At 39.5% G+C, this 18,615-nt stretch carries 13 protein-coding genes; 9 read left to right on the top strand and 4 right to left on the bottom strand.

The genetic code is table 11. From position 1 onward, the window contains the following. Positions 1-11 precede the first annotated feature (11 nt). The 3 genes from IE080_RS12055 (at position 12) to IE080_RS12045 (ending at position 2,709) form a co-directional block, all read left to right on the top strand. Positions 12-1,064, top strand: coding sequence for a sensor histidine kinase (locus tag IE080_RS12055; RefSeq protein ID WP_189582720.1), 1,053 nt, complete (start codon positions 12-14; stop codon positions 1,062-1,064). A 15-nt stretch (positions 1,065-1,079) separates the two neighbouring features. Continuing rightward, complete coding sequence (locus IE080_RS12050) at positions 1,080-1,817, top strand: LytR/AlgR family response regulator transcription factor (protein WP_189582717.1); 738 nt, start codon at positions 1,080-1,082, stop codon at positions 1,815-1,817. Between the two features lie 136 nt (positions 1,818-1,953). Beyond that, positions 1,954-2,709 (top strand): LytR/AlgR family response regulator transcription factor, encoded by a 756-nt coding sequence (locus IE080_RS12045; RefSeq protein WP_189582714.1) that lies wholly within the window; start codon positions 1,954-1,956, stop codon positions 2,707-2,709. A 37-nt stretch (positions 2,710-2,746) separates the two neighbouring features. Here IE080_RS12045 and IE080_RS12040 read toward each other — a convergent pair whose 3' ends face one another. The 3 genes from IE080_RS12040 to IE080_RS12030 form a co-directional block, all read right to left on the bottom strand. Next, the gene (locus IE080_RS12040) at positions 2,747-3,046 is read right to left on the bottom strand and encodes a hypothetical protein (RefSeq protein WP_189582711.1); all 300 of its coding nucleotides are present in this window, start codon (positions 3,044-3,046) and stop codon (positions 2,747-2,749) included. A gap of 395 nt (positions 3,047-3,441) precedes the next feature. After that, positions 3,442-4,788 carry a PhoH family protein gene (locus tag IE080_RS12035; protein ID WP_189582708.1) on the bottom strand — a complete coding sequence of 449 codons (1,347 nt, stop codon included), beginning with the start codon at positions 4,786-4,788 and terminating at the stop codon, positions 3,442-3,444. A 356-nt stretch (positions 4,789-5,144) separates the two neighbouring features. Continuing rightward, the gene (locus IE080_RS12030; RefSeq protein ID WP_189582705.1) at positions 5,145-5,825 is read right to left on the bottom strand and encodes a lysoplasmalogenase; all 681 of its coding nucleotides are present in this window, start codon (positions 5,823-5,825) and stop codon (positions 5,145-5,147) included. 352 nt (positions 5,826-6,177) lie between these two features. On the opposite strand from IE080_RS12030, the gene IE080_RS12025 reads away from it, so the two are divergent. The 6 genes from IE080_RS12025 (at position 6,178) to IE080_RS12000 (ending at position 17,769) form a co-directional block, all read left to right on the top strand. Continuing rightward, complete coding sequence (locus IE080_RS12025; protein ID WP_189582703.1) at positions 6,178-9,474, top strand: TonB-dependent receptor; 3,297 nt, start codon at positions 6,178-6,180, stop codon at positions 9,472-9,474. Positions 9,475-9,661: 187 nt separating this feature from the next. After that, a complete protein-coding gene (locus IE080_RS12020; RefSeq protein WP_189582701.1) occupies positions 9,662-10,738 on the top strand; it encodes an aminotransferase class I/II-fold pyridoxal phosphate-dependent enzyme in 1,077 nt (358 codons plus the stop codon). A gap of 4 nt (positions 10,739-10,742) precedes the next feature. Further along, positions 10,743-11,984 (top strand): serine hydrolase, encoded by a 1,242-nt coding sequence (locus IE080_RS12015; protein WP_189582699.1) that lies wholly within the window; start codon positions 10,743-10,745, stop codon positions 11,982-11,984. Positions 11,985-12,051: 67 nt separating this feature from the next. After that, positions 12,052-13,185: an efflux RND transporter periplasmic adaptor subunit gene (locus tag IE080_RS12010; protein WP_189582697.1), complete on the top strand. Its 1,134-nt coding sequence runs from the start codon at positions 12,052-12,054 to the stop codon at positions 13,183-13,185. Positions 13,186-13,190: 5 nt separating this feature from the next. After that, positions 13,191-16,370 (top strand): efflux RND transporter permease subunit, encoded by a 3,180-nt coding sequence (locus IE080_RS12005; RefSeq protein WP_189582695.1) that lies wholly within the window; start codon positions 13,191-13,193, stop codon positions 16,368-16,370. Next, on the top strand, positions 16,360-17,769 hold the full coding sequence (locus IE080_RS12000) for an efflux transporter outer membrane subunit (protein WP_189582693.1): 1,410 nt from the start codon (positions 16,360-16,362) through the stop codon (positions 17,767-17,769). The genes IE080_RS12005 and IE080_RS12000 overlap by 11 nt, the downstream gene beginning before the upstream one ends. A gap of 48 nt (positions 17,770-17,817) precedes the next feature. Here the strand turns inward: IE080_RS12000 and IE080_RS11995 are convergent, their stop codons facing one another. Then, on the bottom strand, positions 17,818-18,558 hold the full coding sequence (locus IE080_RS11995) for a 1-(5-phosphoribosyl)-5-[(5-phosphoribosylamino)methylideneamino]imidazole-4-carboxamide isomerase (protein WP_189582689.1): 741 nt from the start codon (positions 18,556-18,558) through the stop codon (positions 17,818-17,820). Between the last annotated feature and the right edge of the window lie 57 nt (positions 18,559-18,615).

The following is an 18,615-nucleotide window of genomic DNA, read 5'->3' as shown; positions in this document are numbered from 1 at the left end:
TTTGTATTATCATGAACAAAATCAAGCTCTATTGGATATTACAAATACTTGGATGGTCAAGTTATGCGCTGATCAACTTGTTTTTTGCATCCTTGGATAGGGGTTTGACGATAATTCAGGTATGGGCATTTTTGGCATTGGCTGCTATTTATTTATTATCGACCCATTTCCTCAGATACGTTATAAAAAAGTATGGTTGGTTCAATTTGGAGTTTAGCAGGCTTCTGACCTACACCTTAATTGCATTAACGGTATTATCTCTTGGTAATACGTTAGCTCAGATAATTCTGAACATAATTTTTGGAACACTTAGACCGGAGGAGGATTTAAGACCCTTGGTTATTGCAGTCAACACATTTGTGAGTTTCTTGTTTTACGCCTTATGGGCAATGCTATATTTTTTATTTCATTTTTTGGATAATTATAACCAAACTTTAAAGTACCAAGCCAAGATCAATGAGATTCAATTGAATCATTTAAAAAGCCAATTGAATCCTCATTTTATATTCAATGCGTTGAATTCTGTCAGAGCTTTGGTTGATGAGGACCCCAAAAAAGCAAAAATTGCTATTACTCAGTTGTCAAATATTTTACGTTTTTCCTTAATGATGGATAAAAAGAGGGTGATTGACTTTGAGAACGAACTAAATACTGTAAAAGATTATCTCAACTTAGAAATGATTCGATTTGAGGAGCGCTTGCAGGTAAGTTATTTGATTGAGACGGAAGCTTATGATTACAAAATACCTCCTATGATGCTGCAGACGATTGTGGAGAACGCAATCAAGCATGGCATATCCAATCGGGTGAAGGGAGGACTTATTGAAGTTAAATGTTTTGAAGGGATTTCAGATGATTTGGTGATTCAGGTCAAAAATTCAGGGCAATTAAAAAATGCGGTTAATCCCAAGCGAAAGAATGGAGAAGGCCATGGGATTACCAATACTATCCAACGATTGAAATTAATTTATGGGCAACGCGCTTCCTTTAAAATATACAATTCGGGAAGTGATTTTGTCATCACTGAAATAAAAATTCCAAAACAAAACCTTACCTTAGGCTAAAAATTAATAAAAACCATGCAAGCACTTGTCATAGATGATGAACGATTAGCAAGAAAAGAGTTGATTAGTCTCCTTTCTCAATTTGAGCAGGTAGAAGTTGTGGGTGAAGCCAACAATGTGGACGATGCCAAAGAAAAAATCGAAGCCCTATCACCTGATGTGGTCTTCTTGGATATTCAAATGCCTGAGAAAACGGGATTTGACTTATTGGAAGAGTTGGATAATGTACCATATGTGATTTTTACCACTGCCTATGACGAGTATGCGATAAAGGCTTTTCAGGTGAATGCCTTGGATTATTTATTGAAGCCAATTGAGCCAAAAAGATTAGCAGAGACAATTGAACGACTACAGAAAAAATTGCAAGAAAATGTAGAAAAAGCGTCTCAGGAAGAGTCTTCCTCTACTGATAAAAAGCTAACGCTCAACGATCAGGTTTTTGTAAAAGATGGAGACCGGTGTTGGTTTGTCAGGCTCTCCAATGTTCGACTGTTTGAATCAGATGGGAATTATATAAAAGTATATTTTGATAACTTTAAGCCTATGATTCATAAGTCATTGAATGCTTTGGATGAGCGATTGGATGAGAAATCTTTTTTCAGAGCAAGTCGAAAACACATCATCAACCTAAGCTGGGTAGAAGGCATTGAGCCATGGTTTAATGGTGGGCTTGTAGTAACACTCCGAGGTGGGGATCGAATAGAGGTAAGCAGGAGACAAGCAGCTAGATTTAAAGATATGATGAGTTTGTGATTCGTATAATGTATAAAATTTCCTCAGTTTTATTTATGCTAGTTTAATGTTTTGGATAAATACTGGTATATTGTCGTTAGGATACATAAAAATATGGTTTGTGTTACGGATGAAGTAACTAAACTCAAATTAATCTATGAAAGAAGAAAGAATCCTTATTGTTGAAGATGATGTCAACATAGCAGAGAATATCGAGGAGATTTTGGAGTTACTAGGTTATGGAAATATTGACATAGCTAATTCTGCTAATCAGGCTGTTAAGATTATTAAAAGATATAAACCTGATTTGGTATTTATGGATATCAAATTGAAGGGAGATAAAGATGGTATCGAGTTAGGTGAGATTGTACATCAAATGGTAGATGTTCCGATTGTATTTGTGACCTCTTATTCCGACCCTACCATCATCGAGCGTGCTAAGCGGATCAATCCAGCAGGATTTATTGTAAAACCGTTTAATACAAATGATATCCATGCAATTGTAGAGATAGTTCTTTATAACAAAAGGATGAAGCCTGCTTCTGAATCGGTTGTATCAAAAGCAGCTGATGAGAGCCCTTATTTAGTAACTGATGCAGTTTTTATTAAATCTTATAATGCTTTTGAGCGCGTGCCTTATGATAATATTTATTATGTAGAGGCTAATGGGAATATGGTTACCATCTTTACAAAAGCAAAAAATTATACCATTCGTAAGTCTATGAAGGATATGGAGGACAAGTTACCTCCATCCATGTTCTTACGGGTTCAAAAATCCTTTATTGTGCAATTGAATCAAATTGAAAGTTTCAATACCCGGGATATCACTTTAAAAACAGGTGATGTCGTACAGGTAGGGAGACAGTACTATAACAGTTTCTTGGCGAAATTGAATACCATTACAGAAAGCTAAAAAAATAAAAGCTGATCGAGAGATCAGCTTTTATTTTTTACTGTACTAAGTACACAGAAAGTGTGGATGATTTTGACATTAAGTGTCCTTTTTGGATCATCTCCTGAAATTTCTCATTCAGTTCATTAGTGTTTCCGTATAATTCTGCAACAACCTCTCCGCATTTGTTGATAAAAACAATGGAAGGAGCTTTCTTGGTAACAGGCTCAAGAAGTTCGATCTTCAAATCTCTCACCAAATCTTCAAAAGCTATAGTTTTGTTCTCTTCGTTTGTAGAAGCAAATAATAATTGGCTTCCTAGCAAAAAGCTCGCTGTAAATAGAATCATCTTTTTCATAACCGTATATTAACCTTTATTTATTTCGATTTTTTGTCGTTCGTTCGTTGTCGAAAGCATAGTATATACAGCAGAGTTGATAAAAAGGTTTCAGATTTTTAAAAAAAATTTTCAGTAGATAATTTTGTTTTCAAAAAATATGATGGTCAATGATTTGAAAATATTATATACGGACCTATAAAGCAAAATAATATTCTGAAAAACGGGATGAGTTTCACGCAGACCTGCCTGTCGGCAGACAGGGGCGCAAAGACGCTAAGATTAAGCACAAAGGTCGCCTCGAATGGTTTTATTAAGCCACTACTAAATCATAAATCTAAAATCTACCCTCTAAAATCTAAAATCTACCCTCTAAAATCTAAAATAAGCCCGCATCTGTGTCATCCGCGTTCAATTTATAAGAGTTCATTTGCCAAATTAGCCAACTCTGAGCGTTCTCCTTTTTCTAATTTGATATGGGCATAGAGTGGATGATCCTTGACGCGGTCTATGAGGTAGGATAGTCCGTTACTTTGGCTATCCAAGTAAGGGGTATCAATTTGGAAAATATCTCCTGTGAAAATGATTTTCGTGTTTTCTCCGGCTCTACTGATGATCGTTTTGATTTCGTGAGGGGTAAGGTTTTGTGCCTCATCGATGATAAAGAAGATATTGGATAAGGATCGACCTCGGATATATGCCAATGGTTGGATAACCAATTTTTCTTGGTTAACCAGTTCGGTGATTTTTTGGTATTCTTTGTCTGATTCCTTGAACTGATTTTGGATAAATTTCAAATTATCCCACAAAGGCTCCATGTAAGGATTAAGTTTAGACTTAATATCTCCTGGTAGGTAACCGATGTCTTTATTGCTTAAAGGGACAATAGGTCTTGCCAAGAAGATTTGCTTATAATCCCGGCGTTGTTCCAGTGCTCCTGCCAATGCCAGGAGTGTTTTTCCAGTTCCCGCTACCCCTTGAATCGAAACCAGCTTGATGCGAGGATTTAGAATGGCATGGAGCGCAAAAGTTTGCTCCGCATTTTTTGGTTTAATATTGTAAGCCAATCGCTTATCTACCCGCTCGATACGGTTGTCTTCTGCGTTGTAATAGCTTAAAACCGAATTTTTCTCACTTTTGAGAATATAGAAAGCATTGGATTTGCGCTTCCGAGTGCCCAAAATATGTTTTGCCTCGACTGAGTGTTGATCGTAAAGCGTGTTGATTACTTCGGGTGCTATACCTTCTAAAATAAATTTGCCCGTATTTTCAATTTCAGAAAGGTTTTTGATCTTACCTGTTTCGTAATCTTCCGCCTGTATGTCTAGTGACTTGGCTTTGAGCCGCAGGTTGATGTCTTTACTTACGAGAATTACCCTTCTGTTTTTCTCGGTCTGCTTGAGGTGTAGGGCTGAATTGAGGATTTTATGGTCATTTTTTTCTTCCCCAAAAATCATGTTGGCATTGATGCTGCTATCAGGATTCATGTGGATTTTGAAATTTCCTTTTGTTTTTCCGTTTAGAGGAGTCCAATTATGGATCATCTGATCTTTGGAAAGGGTATCCAGTAGGCGTATAAACTCTCTAGCCTCAAAATTTTTGGTATCATTTCCTTTTTTGAACTGATCCAATTCTTCCAAAACAGTAATCGGAATGACCACATCATGTTCTGCAAAATTCATGATGGAGTTATGGGCGTATAGGATGACCGAGGTGTCTAAAACAAAAATTTTGCGGTCTTGGTCGGTTTTCGCTCTTGGCATGGTTTGAAAGCTATTAGTGGTACAATACAGTGGAATAAGTTAGAAAAATAAATAATAGATTACCATTGAAAGCCAAAAAAATCCGATTGATGGGTTTATTTGTTTGACTATCAAGCGTATAATTTTTGAAAGTCATTTCAAGCTGAAATTGAGTTTGCTCCTAGTTAGAAATAACGTTGGTACTGAAATCCATTATTGTTTTTTGGTTCAATTTTTATCATCCACGGTGCAGTTTCATAATGTTCTTTCCAATCAGTTATTGGGACAATTGATGGATTTAAGCAGCTGTATCTTAATTTCTCTTTTTAAGTACAAATTTTTCTGCGTCTTCCGTGAATTCTGCGAGCTTTCTGCTTTCATTGGTAATGCGCCTGAATCCCTCTCACAATCAGCAGCTGTGCCAATACATAGGTTCCCATAATAAGGACGGATGCTTCGGGGAAGGGTTTGAAAAACATGTTGATGGCGATCATGCTGTCTGATATCATGAATAGGACCGCCCCAATGAATACCTGCCAAAAACTTTCCGGAGCTGTTTCTTTAAACCGTTCTCTTGCAGTGGTGGCCATCATAACAATTATGATGATATAGATGACCACAGGGATTTTCATAGAGCCTAATCCGGGATTTACAAGGAAGTATACAATTGCTGCCAGAAGGTAAATAGGCAAATTATAAAAAAATAATTGGAGAAAATTAACCGTCCCCACGCGGAAAGGCTGCCTTTGGCTGATTTTAAATGCAATGATGTAGCAGATATGGGCCATCAAAAATGCCCCTAATCCGTATAGGAAAAAAGGCTGCCATAACAATAAGGTATCCCCCAGCCAAGAGAAAATCAATGCTCCTATCATGGCCTTTCGTATATAGGTGCCCTTCAAGGCAATACTTACTTGCCAAAAATAGATGGCTAAAAATGGAATAATCAATGTTTTCGTGTATAATCTTTCTTCTTGTTGTCCATTGGCTGTCAGGAAGATATCAAGGATAGATACCAACAGAAACAAATAAAGCCAAAGTATATTTTTCTTTTTCATCGCTGGAAACTCGTTCGTCCTCAAATATAAGCAATCCACTCACTTTTATTTGGTAAAAATAAGATTTTGCTGAAGTTAACATTTGGTTAAAGATTTCTTAACAAAAAGAAAGTGAAACGAAGGAAATTTGCTTTTTTAACATTTAGTGAATGTTCTCAACCGATTGAAATAGGCTAATTCAAGCAATGGGAAATATCGTTCTTTTCCAATGTTAAGGAATTGTTAAGTTTGCTTGTGAATAAATGTTAAAATTTAACAATTCGAAAAAAAATAACTAGGATATGAGGCCTACATTTGTAGCGGAAAAAAAACTATTCCTAAACTAAATTTATTTCCACAAAAAACTAAAATTATGAGGCAATCATTACTTAAGAGTCTTTTTGCGGCAGTAATGTTGATTTTCGTATCAACGACTGCGTTTTCGCAAGGGGTGACTACATCAAGTATGCAAGGTTTGGTAACAGACCGTTCTGGAGAAACGCTTCCAGGTGCTAACATTGTTGCGGTCCACATGCCATCCGGTACACGATATGGAGCGGTTTCCAATTTGGAAGGTCGTTTCATTATCCCTAACGTAAGGGTAGGTGGTCCTTACCAAGTAACCATCAGTTTCGTTGGATATGAAGATCAAGTGATCGAAGGTATCAATCTTGCACTTGGTCAAAACTTCAACATCAATGCAGTAATGACAGATGGTGTAAACTTAGAAGCAGTAGAAGTAGTTGGCTCTAGAGGAGGAATCTTCGATGCTGATAGAACAGGTGCTGGCTTGAACGTGGGTGCAGATAAGGTAAATGCGCTACCTACTGTAAACAGAAGTGTGAATGACTTTACCCGTTTGACTCCTCAGTCTAATGGTAACTCTTTTGCTGGAACAAGTTCCCGTTTCAACAACTTTACGTTGGATGGTAACATCTTGAACAACAACTTTGGATTGGGGAATGCTCAGCTTGCTGGTGGTAACCCTATCTCTATTGATGCGATTGAAGAGATTCAAGTAAACTTGGCTCCTTATGATGTAAGACAAGGTGGTTTTACTGGAGCTGGTGTGAATGCGGTGACAAGATCTGGTGATAACACATTCAAAGGTTCTGCATACTATTTCTTAAGAACTGACCAAATGAGAGCTACGAGAATTGTTGACAATTTCGTACCTCAGAATAATGCAAGAAATGAAATTATGGGTTTCCGTTTGGGAGGTCCAATCATTAAAAACAAATTATTCTTCTTTGTAAACTATGAAGAAGAGCAAGAAGATACTCCATCTATTTTGAGAAGAGCTAGAAGACCAGGAGAGACTCCTGATGGACAGTTTATCTCCAGAGTATCTATTGAAGATGCAAACTTTGTAAGACAGAGCTTATTGGATATCTATGGTTATGATACAGGTGCTCCAGATTCTTATCCATTTGCTTCTGAGCAGACTCGTTTAAATATCCGTTTGGATTATAACATCAATCAAAATAACAAATTGTTTGTTCGTTATAACAGGTTCTCATCTTTCTCAGATGTGCCTACAAATGTGCGTTCTACTAGAAACATGTCTGTATTTAACAATACTTCCAGAATTGGTCCTGAAGCAATCAACTTCAGAAATGCGAACTACACCAACGATCGTTTGGTTGAGACCATCGCTGCTGAATTGAATACAAGAATTGGTAACAATGCTGCCAATCAGTTGAACATTGGGTATACCTCAATAGCTGATCCAAGAAGAGGTATTCCTGGTGGACAAGCGTTTCCTTTCATTGAAGTACTAGAGCCAAACCCTCAAGGACAATTAGAATATTTCATGTCTATGGGTAATGAATTGTTCTCAGTTGGTAACCTGTTGGAAAACAACATCTTTAACATCACTAACAACTTTACCCTATTCAAAGGCAAAAGCACATGGACCTTTGGTGGTAACTTCGAATTCTTTACATTCGATAACGCTTTCAACCCAGTATTTAACGGTCACTACAGATTCTTAAGTTTTGATAACTTCGTTGAAGCTGTGATTAATAGAAATCCAAATGTGTTCCCGGATGCGTTTGCAAAAAGCTTTGCTTTGGATGGATCAAATACTCCTCCAACTGACAGAACAAGATTTGGACAGTTAGGCTTGTATTCCCAAAATGAATATCAAGTAAACTCTCGATTGAAAGTAACAGCAGGTTTGAGAATTGACCTTCCTTACTACCCAATCGAATTGCCTCAAAATCAATTATTAGCTGAAAGAGGTACCACCTTTACTCTTCCAAACGGACAAACAATCGTTCCTGATGTGTCTGTTTTCCCTACAGTTAATCCATTATGGTCTCCAAGAGTTGGTTTCAACTATGATGTAAAAGGTGACAGATCATTCGTATTAAGAGGTGGTTCTGGGGTGTTCTCTGGTCGTCTTCCATTCGTATGGTTGTCTAACCAAGTAAATGGTTCAGGTGTGGTAAGAGGTATTTTCGGATTTGAAGGTCAAGAAGTAATCAATCAAGGTATTACATTCAGCCCAGATGTAACTGCGTGGAATCCTACTAACCCTAGCCAGACATTGGGTACTGAATTAGCATTGACTGATCCTAATTTTAAATTGCCTCAAACGTGGAGAACTACCTTGGGTTCTGATTTCAGATTACCAGGTGGTATCATAGGTTCATTTGACTTTATCTATTCGAGAGATCTTTCTGCTCCTTTGGCACAGAACATTGTTTTCAGACAGCCTGACACGAATTGGAATGGACCTGACCAACGTCCTATCTGGATTCCTCAAGATGGATTCTTCGGTCCTTCAAGTGATCCATTCTTCAGACAAGTATTCTGGTTGACGAATGCTGACCAAAACCCTGATTATATTTCTGGTACGCTTACTTTGAACAGATCTTTCAATAACGGTTTGGACATCATGGCTGCTTACACCATTTCTAGAGCGAGAGATTTGGATGCTACAGGTGGTTCTCAAGCGCAGTCATTGGTTCCTACTGTAGTTACAGAGCAAAGAAATAAGCCTGAGTTGAGCTTTGCTGGTTTTGATCAGCCTCACAGAATTATTTCTAATATTTCTTACACTACGGAAAATACCACTATCTCTTTATTCTACGAAGGTGGTCCTAATGGCAGATTTAGCTATACCATGGCCAATGCTCAGGGGTTAAATACTCGAGGAAATATCGGTGATGGTCAAGCTCGTTTGATTTATGTTCCGAACAATGCAAATGAATTAAATTGGCAGCCATTCCCATTAGCAGGCAGAACAGTTACTGCTGAAGAGCAAGCTGCTGCATTTGAGGCGTTCATCGAGCAAGATAGATTCTTGAGAAATGCTAGAGGTAGAGTCTTTGGAAGAAATGAAGGCATTCAGCCTTGGGTTCATACCTTTGACTTGAGCTTTGCTCAAAGAATTAACATTACGAATGACAAGAAAAATAAATTAGAAGCAAGATTTGACTTCATGAACTTTGGTAACTTGTTGAATCCAGAGTGGGGTGTTCCATTCTTCCCTTGGCAGCAAAATATCTTGAGTTATAGAGGTACAAATGATGCGGGTGAGCCAGTATTCAGACTTGCTACCAACCCAGGTACTTCTGATTTGGTTAATGAAACTTTCAGACCTACCAATGGTATCGGTAGCTTGTGGAGAATGCAAGTTGGTATCAGATACAGCTTCAACTAATTCCATTTAACATATAATAAAAGCCTCCAGAAATGGGGGCTTTTTTTTTGATACTATATTTCACAGTGTTTTTATAAGGGAGCGAAAAGATTGGAAACTTGCAATAGTATCTATTCTGTATTCTTTGATAAGTTTATTTTTATACCTTACATTTCTTAATCAATAGATTCCATCCTACCCATATCGCATGAGTGTATTCAATATAAACAGTAAATTTAGTCGAGAAATAAATATAAATGAAGAGCAGTATTTATGTTTCAGTGGTACGGACTACCTCGGTTTGAGTGTGCATCCTGACTTTGAAAAGTTAGTTGTTGAAGGCTTTTCAAAGTTGGGGATGAATCATGGTTTGAGCAGGGTAAATAATGTACGATTAAGCATTTTTGATGAGTTTGAAAAAAAATTTGCCTTTGGTGCGGGTGCTGAAAAATCTCTTGTTTGGAGCAGTGGATATTTGGCTGGTCAAGCAATGCTTATGTATCTCTTTCAAAGAAGTGATTATACTATTTGTTCTCCTGATTCACATCCAGCAATTTTACCTATAGGTTACAAGTTTGAGGCTAAACTAACCTTTAAAGAGTGGCAAGAGCGAGTATTTAACACCTGTGAAGAATTATCGCCACAAAGAATTCTCATTTTATCTAACTCAGTGAATCCATTGGTACCAGAAGTTTATGATTTTTACTGGATACATAATCTTCCTGCAAAACATGATTATATGCTGCTCTTGGATGATAGTCATGCCTTCGGAGTTACGGGAAAGGGTATTTTTGGAACCTATTCAAAATGGAAACATTTGTCTGTAGATTTGTATGTAACAGGGTCTTTGGCTAAAGGCTTAGCAATACCAGCCGGTATTTCTATTGGTAAATACTCATCAATGAATGAATTAACAAATCAACCTATTTTTCGAGGAGCATCTCCACCAACAGCCGCATTCCTTTACGCTTTTTTGAAGTCACAAGAGTTGTATGATACACAACAAAGCGCATTAACTGATAATTTGAATTTCTTTAAATTACTTATTTCTGGAATAGAAGGAATAAGTTATAATCAAAATCTTCCTATATTTTCCATAGCAAATCAAAAATGGGTACAGCATTTAGAAAAAAATCAAATCATTGTTTCCTCATTTCCTTATCCGGCCCAAACAGATCCTTGGATAAATCGGATAGTATTAAATGCTAATCATACCAAGTCGGACTTAGACTTTCTTGGAAAAACTTTATTTGAAATTGAAAACAATGAAGAATCATGTATTTAAAATTATGAAAAGGCTCCTAAATTTATTTACCATTCTCTTTTTTATTCATTGTAATAGTCCTCAAGTAACCGAGCCTTTTCAGGATATCCCTGATACCTATCCTACCCTTCAAAAAGTGCTTAGCAACCCTGAAACTTATCAGGTTCAAATCCTTTTTTCTACCATCCATCATGGGGAATCGGGAACATTGAGTTTTGTGGATTTTCCATTTAATCTAAATGATGAGCGCTACTTTTATCCTGCTTCTACGGTAAAATTACCAGTTGCTGTTCTTGCATTGGAATGGCTAGAGGCCCAAGGCATTGCAGGCCTATCAGCTGAAAGCATCATGCTGACTGACTCCGTGAGACCTTCCCAGTTTCCTGCTTTAGTAGATAGTACGGCTGCCAATTTGATGCCGAGTATTGCACATTACGTTAAGAAAATCCTTTTGGTAAGCGATAATGATGCCTATAATAGACTTTATGAATTGCTTGGTCAAGAGTACATCAATGAGCAATTACGTACCAAAGGATTGATGCATACAGTTATCAATCACCGCTTGAGTTTGCCGATGTCAGAAGAGGAAAATAGGCATTACAACCCTATTCGCTTTTATGCTGAAAATGGTGAATTACTTCATAATGTACCTGCCCGTCATACAAATACGGTCTATGCCAATGCAGGGAATCCAACTATTGGAAGAGCGTATTTTCAAAAAGGCACCTTGGTAGATGAACCCATGGATTTTACCTATAAGAATAAATTTGCCTTATCAGATTTACATGGGGTCGTGAAAAGAATTGTTTTTCCAGAGGCTTTCTCAACAGAAGAACAGTTTCAGATAAGTGAAGAAACTCGGCAATTTGTGCTCCGATATATGGGTATGCTTCCTGGAGAATCAGATTTCCCTAGCTATGAACTCCCCGATTATTACGATTCGTATTCCAAGTTTTTCAAGTTTGGCACCGATAAATCTCCTATGCCTAAACATATCCGAATTTTGAATAAAACGGGATGGGCCTATGGACACTTACTCGATGGAGCTTACTTCGTAGATTTTAAAGAGGGAGTGGAATTTTTAGTTTCTGCTATTATCTATGTCAATGAAAATGAAACCTTGAACGATGATACTTACGAATATGAGACCATAGGATTGCCTTTCTTCGCTGAGTTGGGGGATTATTTATATCAGCGTCAACTAAATTTTACAAAAACTAACAAAAGTCACTTGAATTCCTTGAAAGGATTGTTTGTTTTAGAATAATCGTTTTTGATTCTTTTCCTTTACCAAAGGTTTTTGTATTTTGAGGCTTGTTATCAGCCTCAGTTTTATGAAGATTCGTAGTATTAGGAATGCACTGATCATTTCAGTTAGCCTTTTTGCCTGCAAGAAAGAAACGCAGACTGTTGCGGAAATCCCATCCTTTCAAGTAGTGGAAATTATTGCCCAAGAAGTTCCCCTATCCAAGGAATTTGTGGGTCAGGTATATGGAAAAGCGGATATACCCATCCGAGCCCGTGTAGATGGTTTTATAGAAAAAATCCATTTTCAGGAAGGATTGGAAGTCAAAAAGGGCCAACTCCTATATACGATCGATGATAATCCTTTTCGCTTAGATGTAGCCCGTGAGCAATCCAGACTTTCAGAAGCACAGGTAAATTTGGTCAATTCCAGCAACGAAGTTGCCAGATTAGAGCCTTTAGTCGGGATCAAGGCCATTAGCGAGCGGGATTGGGATGCTGCCAAGGCAAGAAAAAGTGCTGCCGAGGAATCTGTCAAAGCAGCAAGTGCCAACCTTGATTTGGCCAAGGTGAATTTGAGCTACACTAAAATATTAGCTCCGTTGGATGGTGTCATCGGCAAAACCAAGGCTAAACAAGGAGAATATGTCGGTAGAAGCCCCAATCCTGTTATTTTGAATACCGTTTCTCAAATCGATAGTATAATCGTAGAGTTTTTTTTGAATGAAAAGGATTACTTGGCTTTTGCCAGGCAGTTTATTGTTGATAATAAAAATCAACGAGATCTGAGGAGTAAATCTTTAGAGCTTTTTTTAGCAGATGGTGAGCGATTCCCTTACATGGGGGAAATTACTTTTTTAGATCGAAATATTGATCCAATTACCGGAGCTATTTTGGTTCAAAGTAAGTTTCCAAATCCTGATAAACTAATCAGACCGGGACAATTTGCCAAAGTGAGAGGTGTAGTGGATATCTTGCCTGCTGCCTTGTTGGTGCCTCAGCGTTGTGTGTTTGAATTACAAGGGTTTTTCAATGTAATGGTTGTAGATGCCAATGGATTGGTTAGCCAGAAGCGGATTGAAATTTTAGAAAATTACCAAGATTATTTCATTGTGCAATCAGGCCTAAGTGCAGGTGAACGAGTCTTGCTAGAAGGCTTGATGACCGTCAAGCCAGGTAATCAAATTGCTACCGAATTGGTGACTTTTAACTCCCAACGATAAGCGGTATGGATAGTCAGCATCATTTCTTTGTTAGAAGACCGATTGTAGCAATCGTAATTGCTATCATTACCGTGACGGTGGGCTTGGTTTCCTTAGGTACATTACCGATTGAACAGTATCCTGACATTACCCCACCAGTAGTGCGGGTGAGTGCCAAGTACACAGGTGCCAATGCCATTTCGGTAGAGCAAGCCGTTGCTTCTTCTTTGGAGCAACAAATCAACGGGGTGGAAAATATGATTTACATGAAATCCACCAATTCCAACGATGGTACAGTTAGTATCCAAGTTACTTTCGACATCGGCACAGATCCGGACATGAATACTGTGTTTACCCAAAATCGGGTTTCTTCTGCGATGGCCAAATTGCCCGAAGAGGTAACCCGAATGGGGGTGACTACTGAAAAATCCATGTCCAATACCCTCTTATTGATTTCTTTGTTATCTCCTAATGGTCAGTATGATCAGCAATTTTTGGGAAATTATGCCATGATCAATATTCGGGATCGCTTGGCGAGGATTCCTGGGGTAGGCCGCGTTAGTGTGATTGGAGCGTCTGATTATTCTATGCGCATCTGGGTGAAGCCTGATATGTTAGCTAAAATGGGCATCACCATCAATGAAATCAGCCAAGCGATCCGCTCTCAAAACGTGATAGTTCCCGGTGGAAAATTGGGCGCAGAACCAGCCCCTCCGGGTACAGAGTTTACCTATGTGGTCAAGTTGCCAGAGCGTTTGCAAACAGAAGAGGAGTTTAGGGAAATCGTGGTGCGGACACACGATGATGGGTCCCAAGTGCGCATCAAAGATGTAGCACGGGTAGAATTGGGGACTGAGAGTTACAGTGCTTTTACCCGTACCAATGGGTCGGATGCTGCATTGATTTCAATCTATCAGTCCCCCGGTTCCAATGCTGTACAAGTGGCAGAGGACATCAAAAAGGAATTGGATCAAATGGCCATCAATTTTCCGGAAGGAGTAGCACATGAAATCTCTTTGGACGCTACCAAGCCTATCACTGCTGGTATTGCTGAAATTGTAGAAACGCTGATTATTGCCCTCTTGTTGGTGATTGTGGTTGTGTTTATATTTATCCAAGATTGGAGAGCTACGCTTATCCCAACCTTGGCTATCCCTGTATCCTTGATAGGTGCTTTCATGGTATTTCCGCTCTTGGGATTCAGTATCAATGTACTTTCCCTGCTAGGCTTGGTGTTGGCCATCGGGATTGTGGTGGATGATGCGATTGTAGTTGTAGAAGCAGTTCAGGTGAAAATGGAAGAGGGCTTGGGAGTCAAGGAGGCCACCACCGCAGCTATGAAAGAAGTAACAGCACCAATTATCGCCACGAGTTTAGTTTTGGTAGCGGTATTTGTTCCAGTAGTGGGTATTCCAGGGATTACGGGTAACCTCTACCAGCAGTTTGCGATTACCATTGCGGTATCTGTGATTATTTCCAGCATCAATGCACTTTCACTTTCCCCTGCTTTATGTGCGCTCATTTTGAAACCTAAAAAGGATGCAAGTGAGCGAACAGGCTTATTAGGAAGATTTTTTAATGCTTTTGATCGGAAGTTTGATCGGGTGACGGTGCGCTACAGTGGCTACACAGAGGTCGTTTCTGGAAAATTGAAAAGAGGAGTGGTATTTATTCTCTTGACAGTGCTTGCTAGTGCTTTTTTGGGTTCAAGGTTACCTGGTGGCTTTATTCCGGAGGAAGATCAGGGCTATGTGTTTTTGGCTGTTCAACTTCCCAGTGCGGCAAGTTTGCAGCGCTCGGATTTGGTAGCTACCCATGTAGAAACGCTCTTGAAAGAAATTCCTGAAATAGAAAGCGTGGCCACCGCAGTTGGGTACAATATGCTGGCGGATGCCTTGAGTACCAATGCTGCGTTTTTATTCATCTCATTGGTGGATTGGGAGGAGCGAAAAGGCATTACTGCTAAAGATGTTACCCAAAAAATAAATGCCATTGTATCCCGACAAATTAAGGATGGAATTGCGTTTGCTTTTGGTCCACCGGCCATTCCAGGGCTTGGTTCCGGGGCGGGTTTCAGTATCATGATCCAAGATAAATTGGGGGAAGACCCGCTTTACTTGCAGCAAAAAACCATGGAATTTATCCAAGCAGCCAATCAGCGTCCAGAGATTGGTCGGGCCTCTACGCAATATCAGGCATCTGTTCCCCAGCGTTCGGTGGATTTGAATATTGATAAGATTTTGCAGACGGGAGTTCAGCTACCGGAGGTGTACCAAACTTTTGGTGCCTTTCTCGGTGGTGCCTATGTGAATGATTTCACCAAATTTGGTCGGATTTATCGAGCCTATATCCAGGCAGAATCCGAGTATAGGCAAAACACGGATGGATTAGAGCTCTTCCATGTCAAGAATAATCAGGGAAATATGGTCCCGATCAGTACTTTTATTGAGGTAAAGGAGTCCAGTGGTCCTGAATACACCAATCGCTTCAATTTATTCCGATCAGCAGAGGTCACGGGAGTGCCGGCTATGGGCTACAGTTCTTTACAGGCCTTGGATGCTTTGGAGGAGGTTGCGCAGCAAGTACTGCCCGAAAATATGACCTACAGTTGGAACGGGATGAGTTTTCAGGAGAAAAAGTCAGCTGGCTCAGCCGCCATTATTTTCGTCTTTTCCTTTTTCTTGGTGTTTTTGATCCTAGCGGCTCAGTATGAAAGCTGGTCCCTACCTTTCAGTATTTTGTTGGGAACACCATTTGCGATATTTGGTGCCTTTCTGTTTTTGGAAATAGCACGTATTTTCAGTTTATCCTTTGAAAACAATATTTTCGCTCAGATTTCCCTTATCCTATTAATTGCGATGGCTGCCAAAAATGCCATTTTGATTGTAGAGTTTGCTAAGTTGAAGTTTGATGAAGGGCTCAGTCTGGTAGACGCTGCTTTGGAAGCTGCCAAGTTGCGTTTCAGACCCATTTTGATGACGGTATTTTCCTTTATTTTGGGAATTCTCCCCTTGGTATTGGCCTCAGGTTCGGGGGCAGAGGCTAGGAAAGTGATCGGGATGGCACTTTTGGGAGGAATTGGGATGGCTACATTTCTGGGGCTGTTTTTGTACCCCTTGTTATTCATTTTGGTGGGGAAGGTTTTTAAGTACGAGCAGAAGCGTGCAATTATTCAACCCTTAAAATCGTCCGACCATGAAAGCTAAGATACTATTCTTTTTCATTGTGGCTGTGTTGGCCGTTTCTTGTAAAGTGGGAAAACCTTACCAAGGTGCTGAAATTTTGGTTCCGGATTCGTTTAGGGTAGACAACATGGAAGCTACAGACCCGGATGCTTCTGTGCTCAATACGTCAGATTTGGAAAAGTTGGGAAATCCCGATTTAGAATGGTGGAGGAAGTTTGAGGATCCAGTTTTAGACACACTTATTTACCGTGCCCTGCGATACAATAGAGATGCGATGATAGCAGCAGAGCGCATATTGCAAAGTAGGTATGCTTTGCGTATTCAAAATGCGGAGTTGTTACCAAAGTTGGGAGTACAGGCTTCCGCCGAAAGAGGGAATTTTCTTTTCAATCAAATAGGTCAGGTAAATGAACTCTTTATTGCAGGTTCGGGCTTAAACTGGGAGATTGATTTTTGGGGAAGGCTGAGAAACTTGTCTGATGCTGCCCGATTTGAGTTGCTGGCAAGTGAATTTGGATTACAGAGTGTGCAATTATCCTTGGTCTCTGAAGTCTCCTCTACCTACTTTCAATACTTGCGTGCCAAGGATGAACTGGAAATTGCAGAGCGAAATTTTGCTTTGCGGGATAGTATGCATCAGATTATCATTGCGCGTTTTGATAGGGGGATTATTCAGCAGACCGATGTGGATCAATCGCTCATTTTAAAGGCCATCGCACATGGAGCGATCCCAAAGTTTGAGCGAAAAACCAATCAGTTGGAAAATCTGCTCAGCTTTTTGATCGGAAGTAATCCCTCTTCCATAGCGGTGGGTAAAACATTGCCGAGTTATCTTGTGGAATTGGATTTCACGCAGGTTAACCCTATGGATTTGCTACGCTTCCGTCCCGATGTATTGGCTGCAGAGTATGAATTGATGAAAAGTCAATCCCTCATAGGTGCCGCCAGGGCCCAACAATTGCCTACAATAAGCCTATTTGGAACGGGAGGCATCATCACCAATGATTTTACCGATTGGAGTTTGCGTAACCCTTTGTGGAACATTGGGGGTCAAATCATCGGTCCGATTTTCTTTTGGGGTCAGTTGAGGAGGCAAGTAGATATTGCCAGCAGCCGAAACAATCAGGCTTTTTATGCTTACGAGAATGCCATATTGAATGCTTTTCGGGAGGTAGAGGATGCTAAGATTGAGATTCGTACCTTGCTCCAAGAAATCGAAATTATGCGTACAAGGAAAGACGCAGCTCTCAATGCTCAATACTTAAGTGGTGCCCGCTATACCCAGGGAGTTACCAGTTATTTGGAGTTTTTGGAATCCCAGCGACAGGCATTTGACGCGGAGTTGGAATTAGTGGCTTTGAAGCAGTCTTTGATGAGTGCTTATGCAAAGTTGTATAAGGCTACGGGAGGAAAGTTATAAAAAAAGGCTTTTCCAAATCGGAAAAGCCTTTTTTAGAGTAAAGTTTGGTTATTGACCGTACTCAGCCATGAATTTATCTAAGTCTTGGAGCGTGATGATATTTTCGTAGAATGCTCTTCCAAAGACTACAGCTGTTACGCCAATATCTACTAATTTTTTGAAGTCATCGATATTTCTAACACCTCCATTGGCAGCTAATCGGATATTTGGGAAACGTCGGAGGATTTCTTTGTACATTTCAAAGTTTGGCCCTTCCATGACACCATCTCTTGTAATATCTGAACACTTGAGGTATTTCAAGCCACGCTCATAGAAGTATTCGATATGATCATATAAGTCAATTTCAGTTTTTTTTGTCCAGCCTTTAACTTTGATTTTATTATGCTGAGGGTCCGTGTCGGCTGCAAGATTGATTTTTTCTCGGCCGTAGGATAGGATCCACTGTGCAAATCTATCGGGATGTAAAGCTGCTACAGTAGCCGCAGTAATGCCCGCTGCTCCGAATTCAAATGTTTTCAACACATCTCCATCCGTAGAAACACCACCGGTGAAATCTACCTTGAGATTGGTATAACCGGTAATGGCTTCCAAGATGTGGTAATTCTTAGGTTCCCCTCTGCGTGCACCGTCTAAATCCACCAAATGTAGCCATCGGATGCCATGATCCTCAAAGGCTTGTGCAATTTCAAGAGGATTGTTGGAAATCACCTTTTCGGTGGCAAAATCACCCCTTTTTAGACGGACACACTTTCCGTTGATCAGGTATATGGATGGAATTAAGTCAAACATATTCTTTTTGTGCTAGTTAGAGAGTTTTACGCTTCCTTAAGGGCCTTGGTTATTAAA

Origin of the sequence: Mongoliitalea lutea (assembly GCF_014652135.1) — a bacterium.
In the GTDB taxonomy this organism is placed as follows: domain Bacteria; phylum Bacteroidota; class Bacteroidia; order Cytophagales; family Cyclobacteriaceae; genus Mongoliitalea; species Mongoliitalea lutea.
Note: the sequence above shows the minus strand (reverse complement) of the source record. Positions and strands in the feature narration are given on the sequence as shown.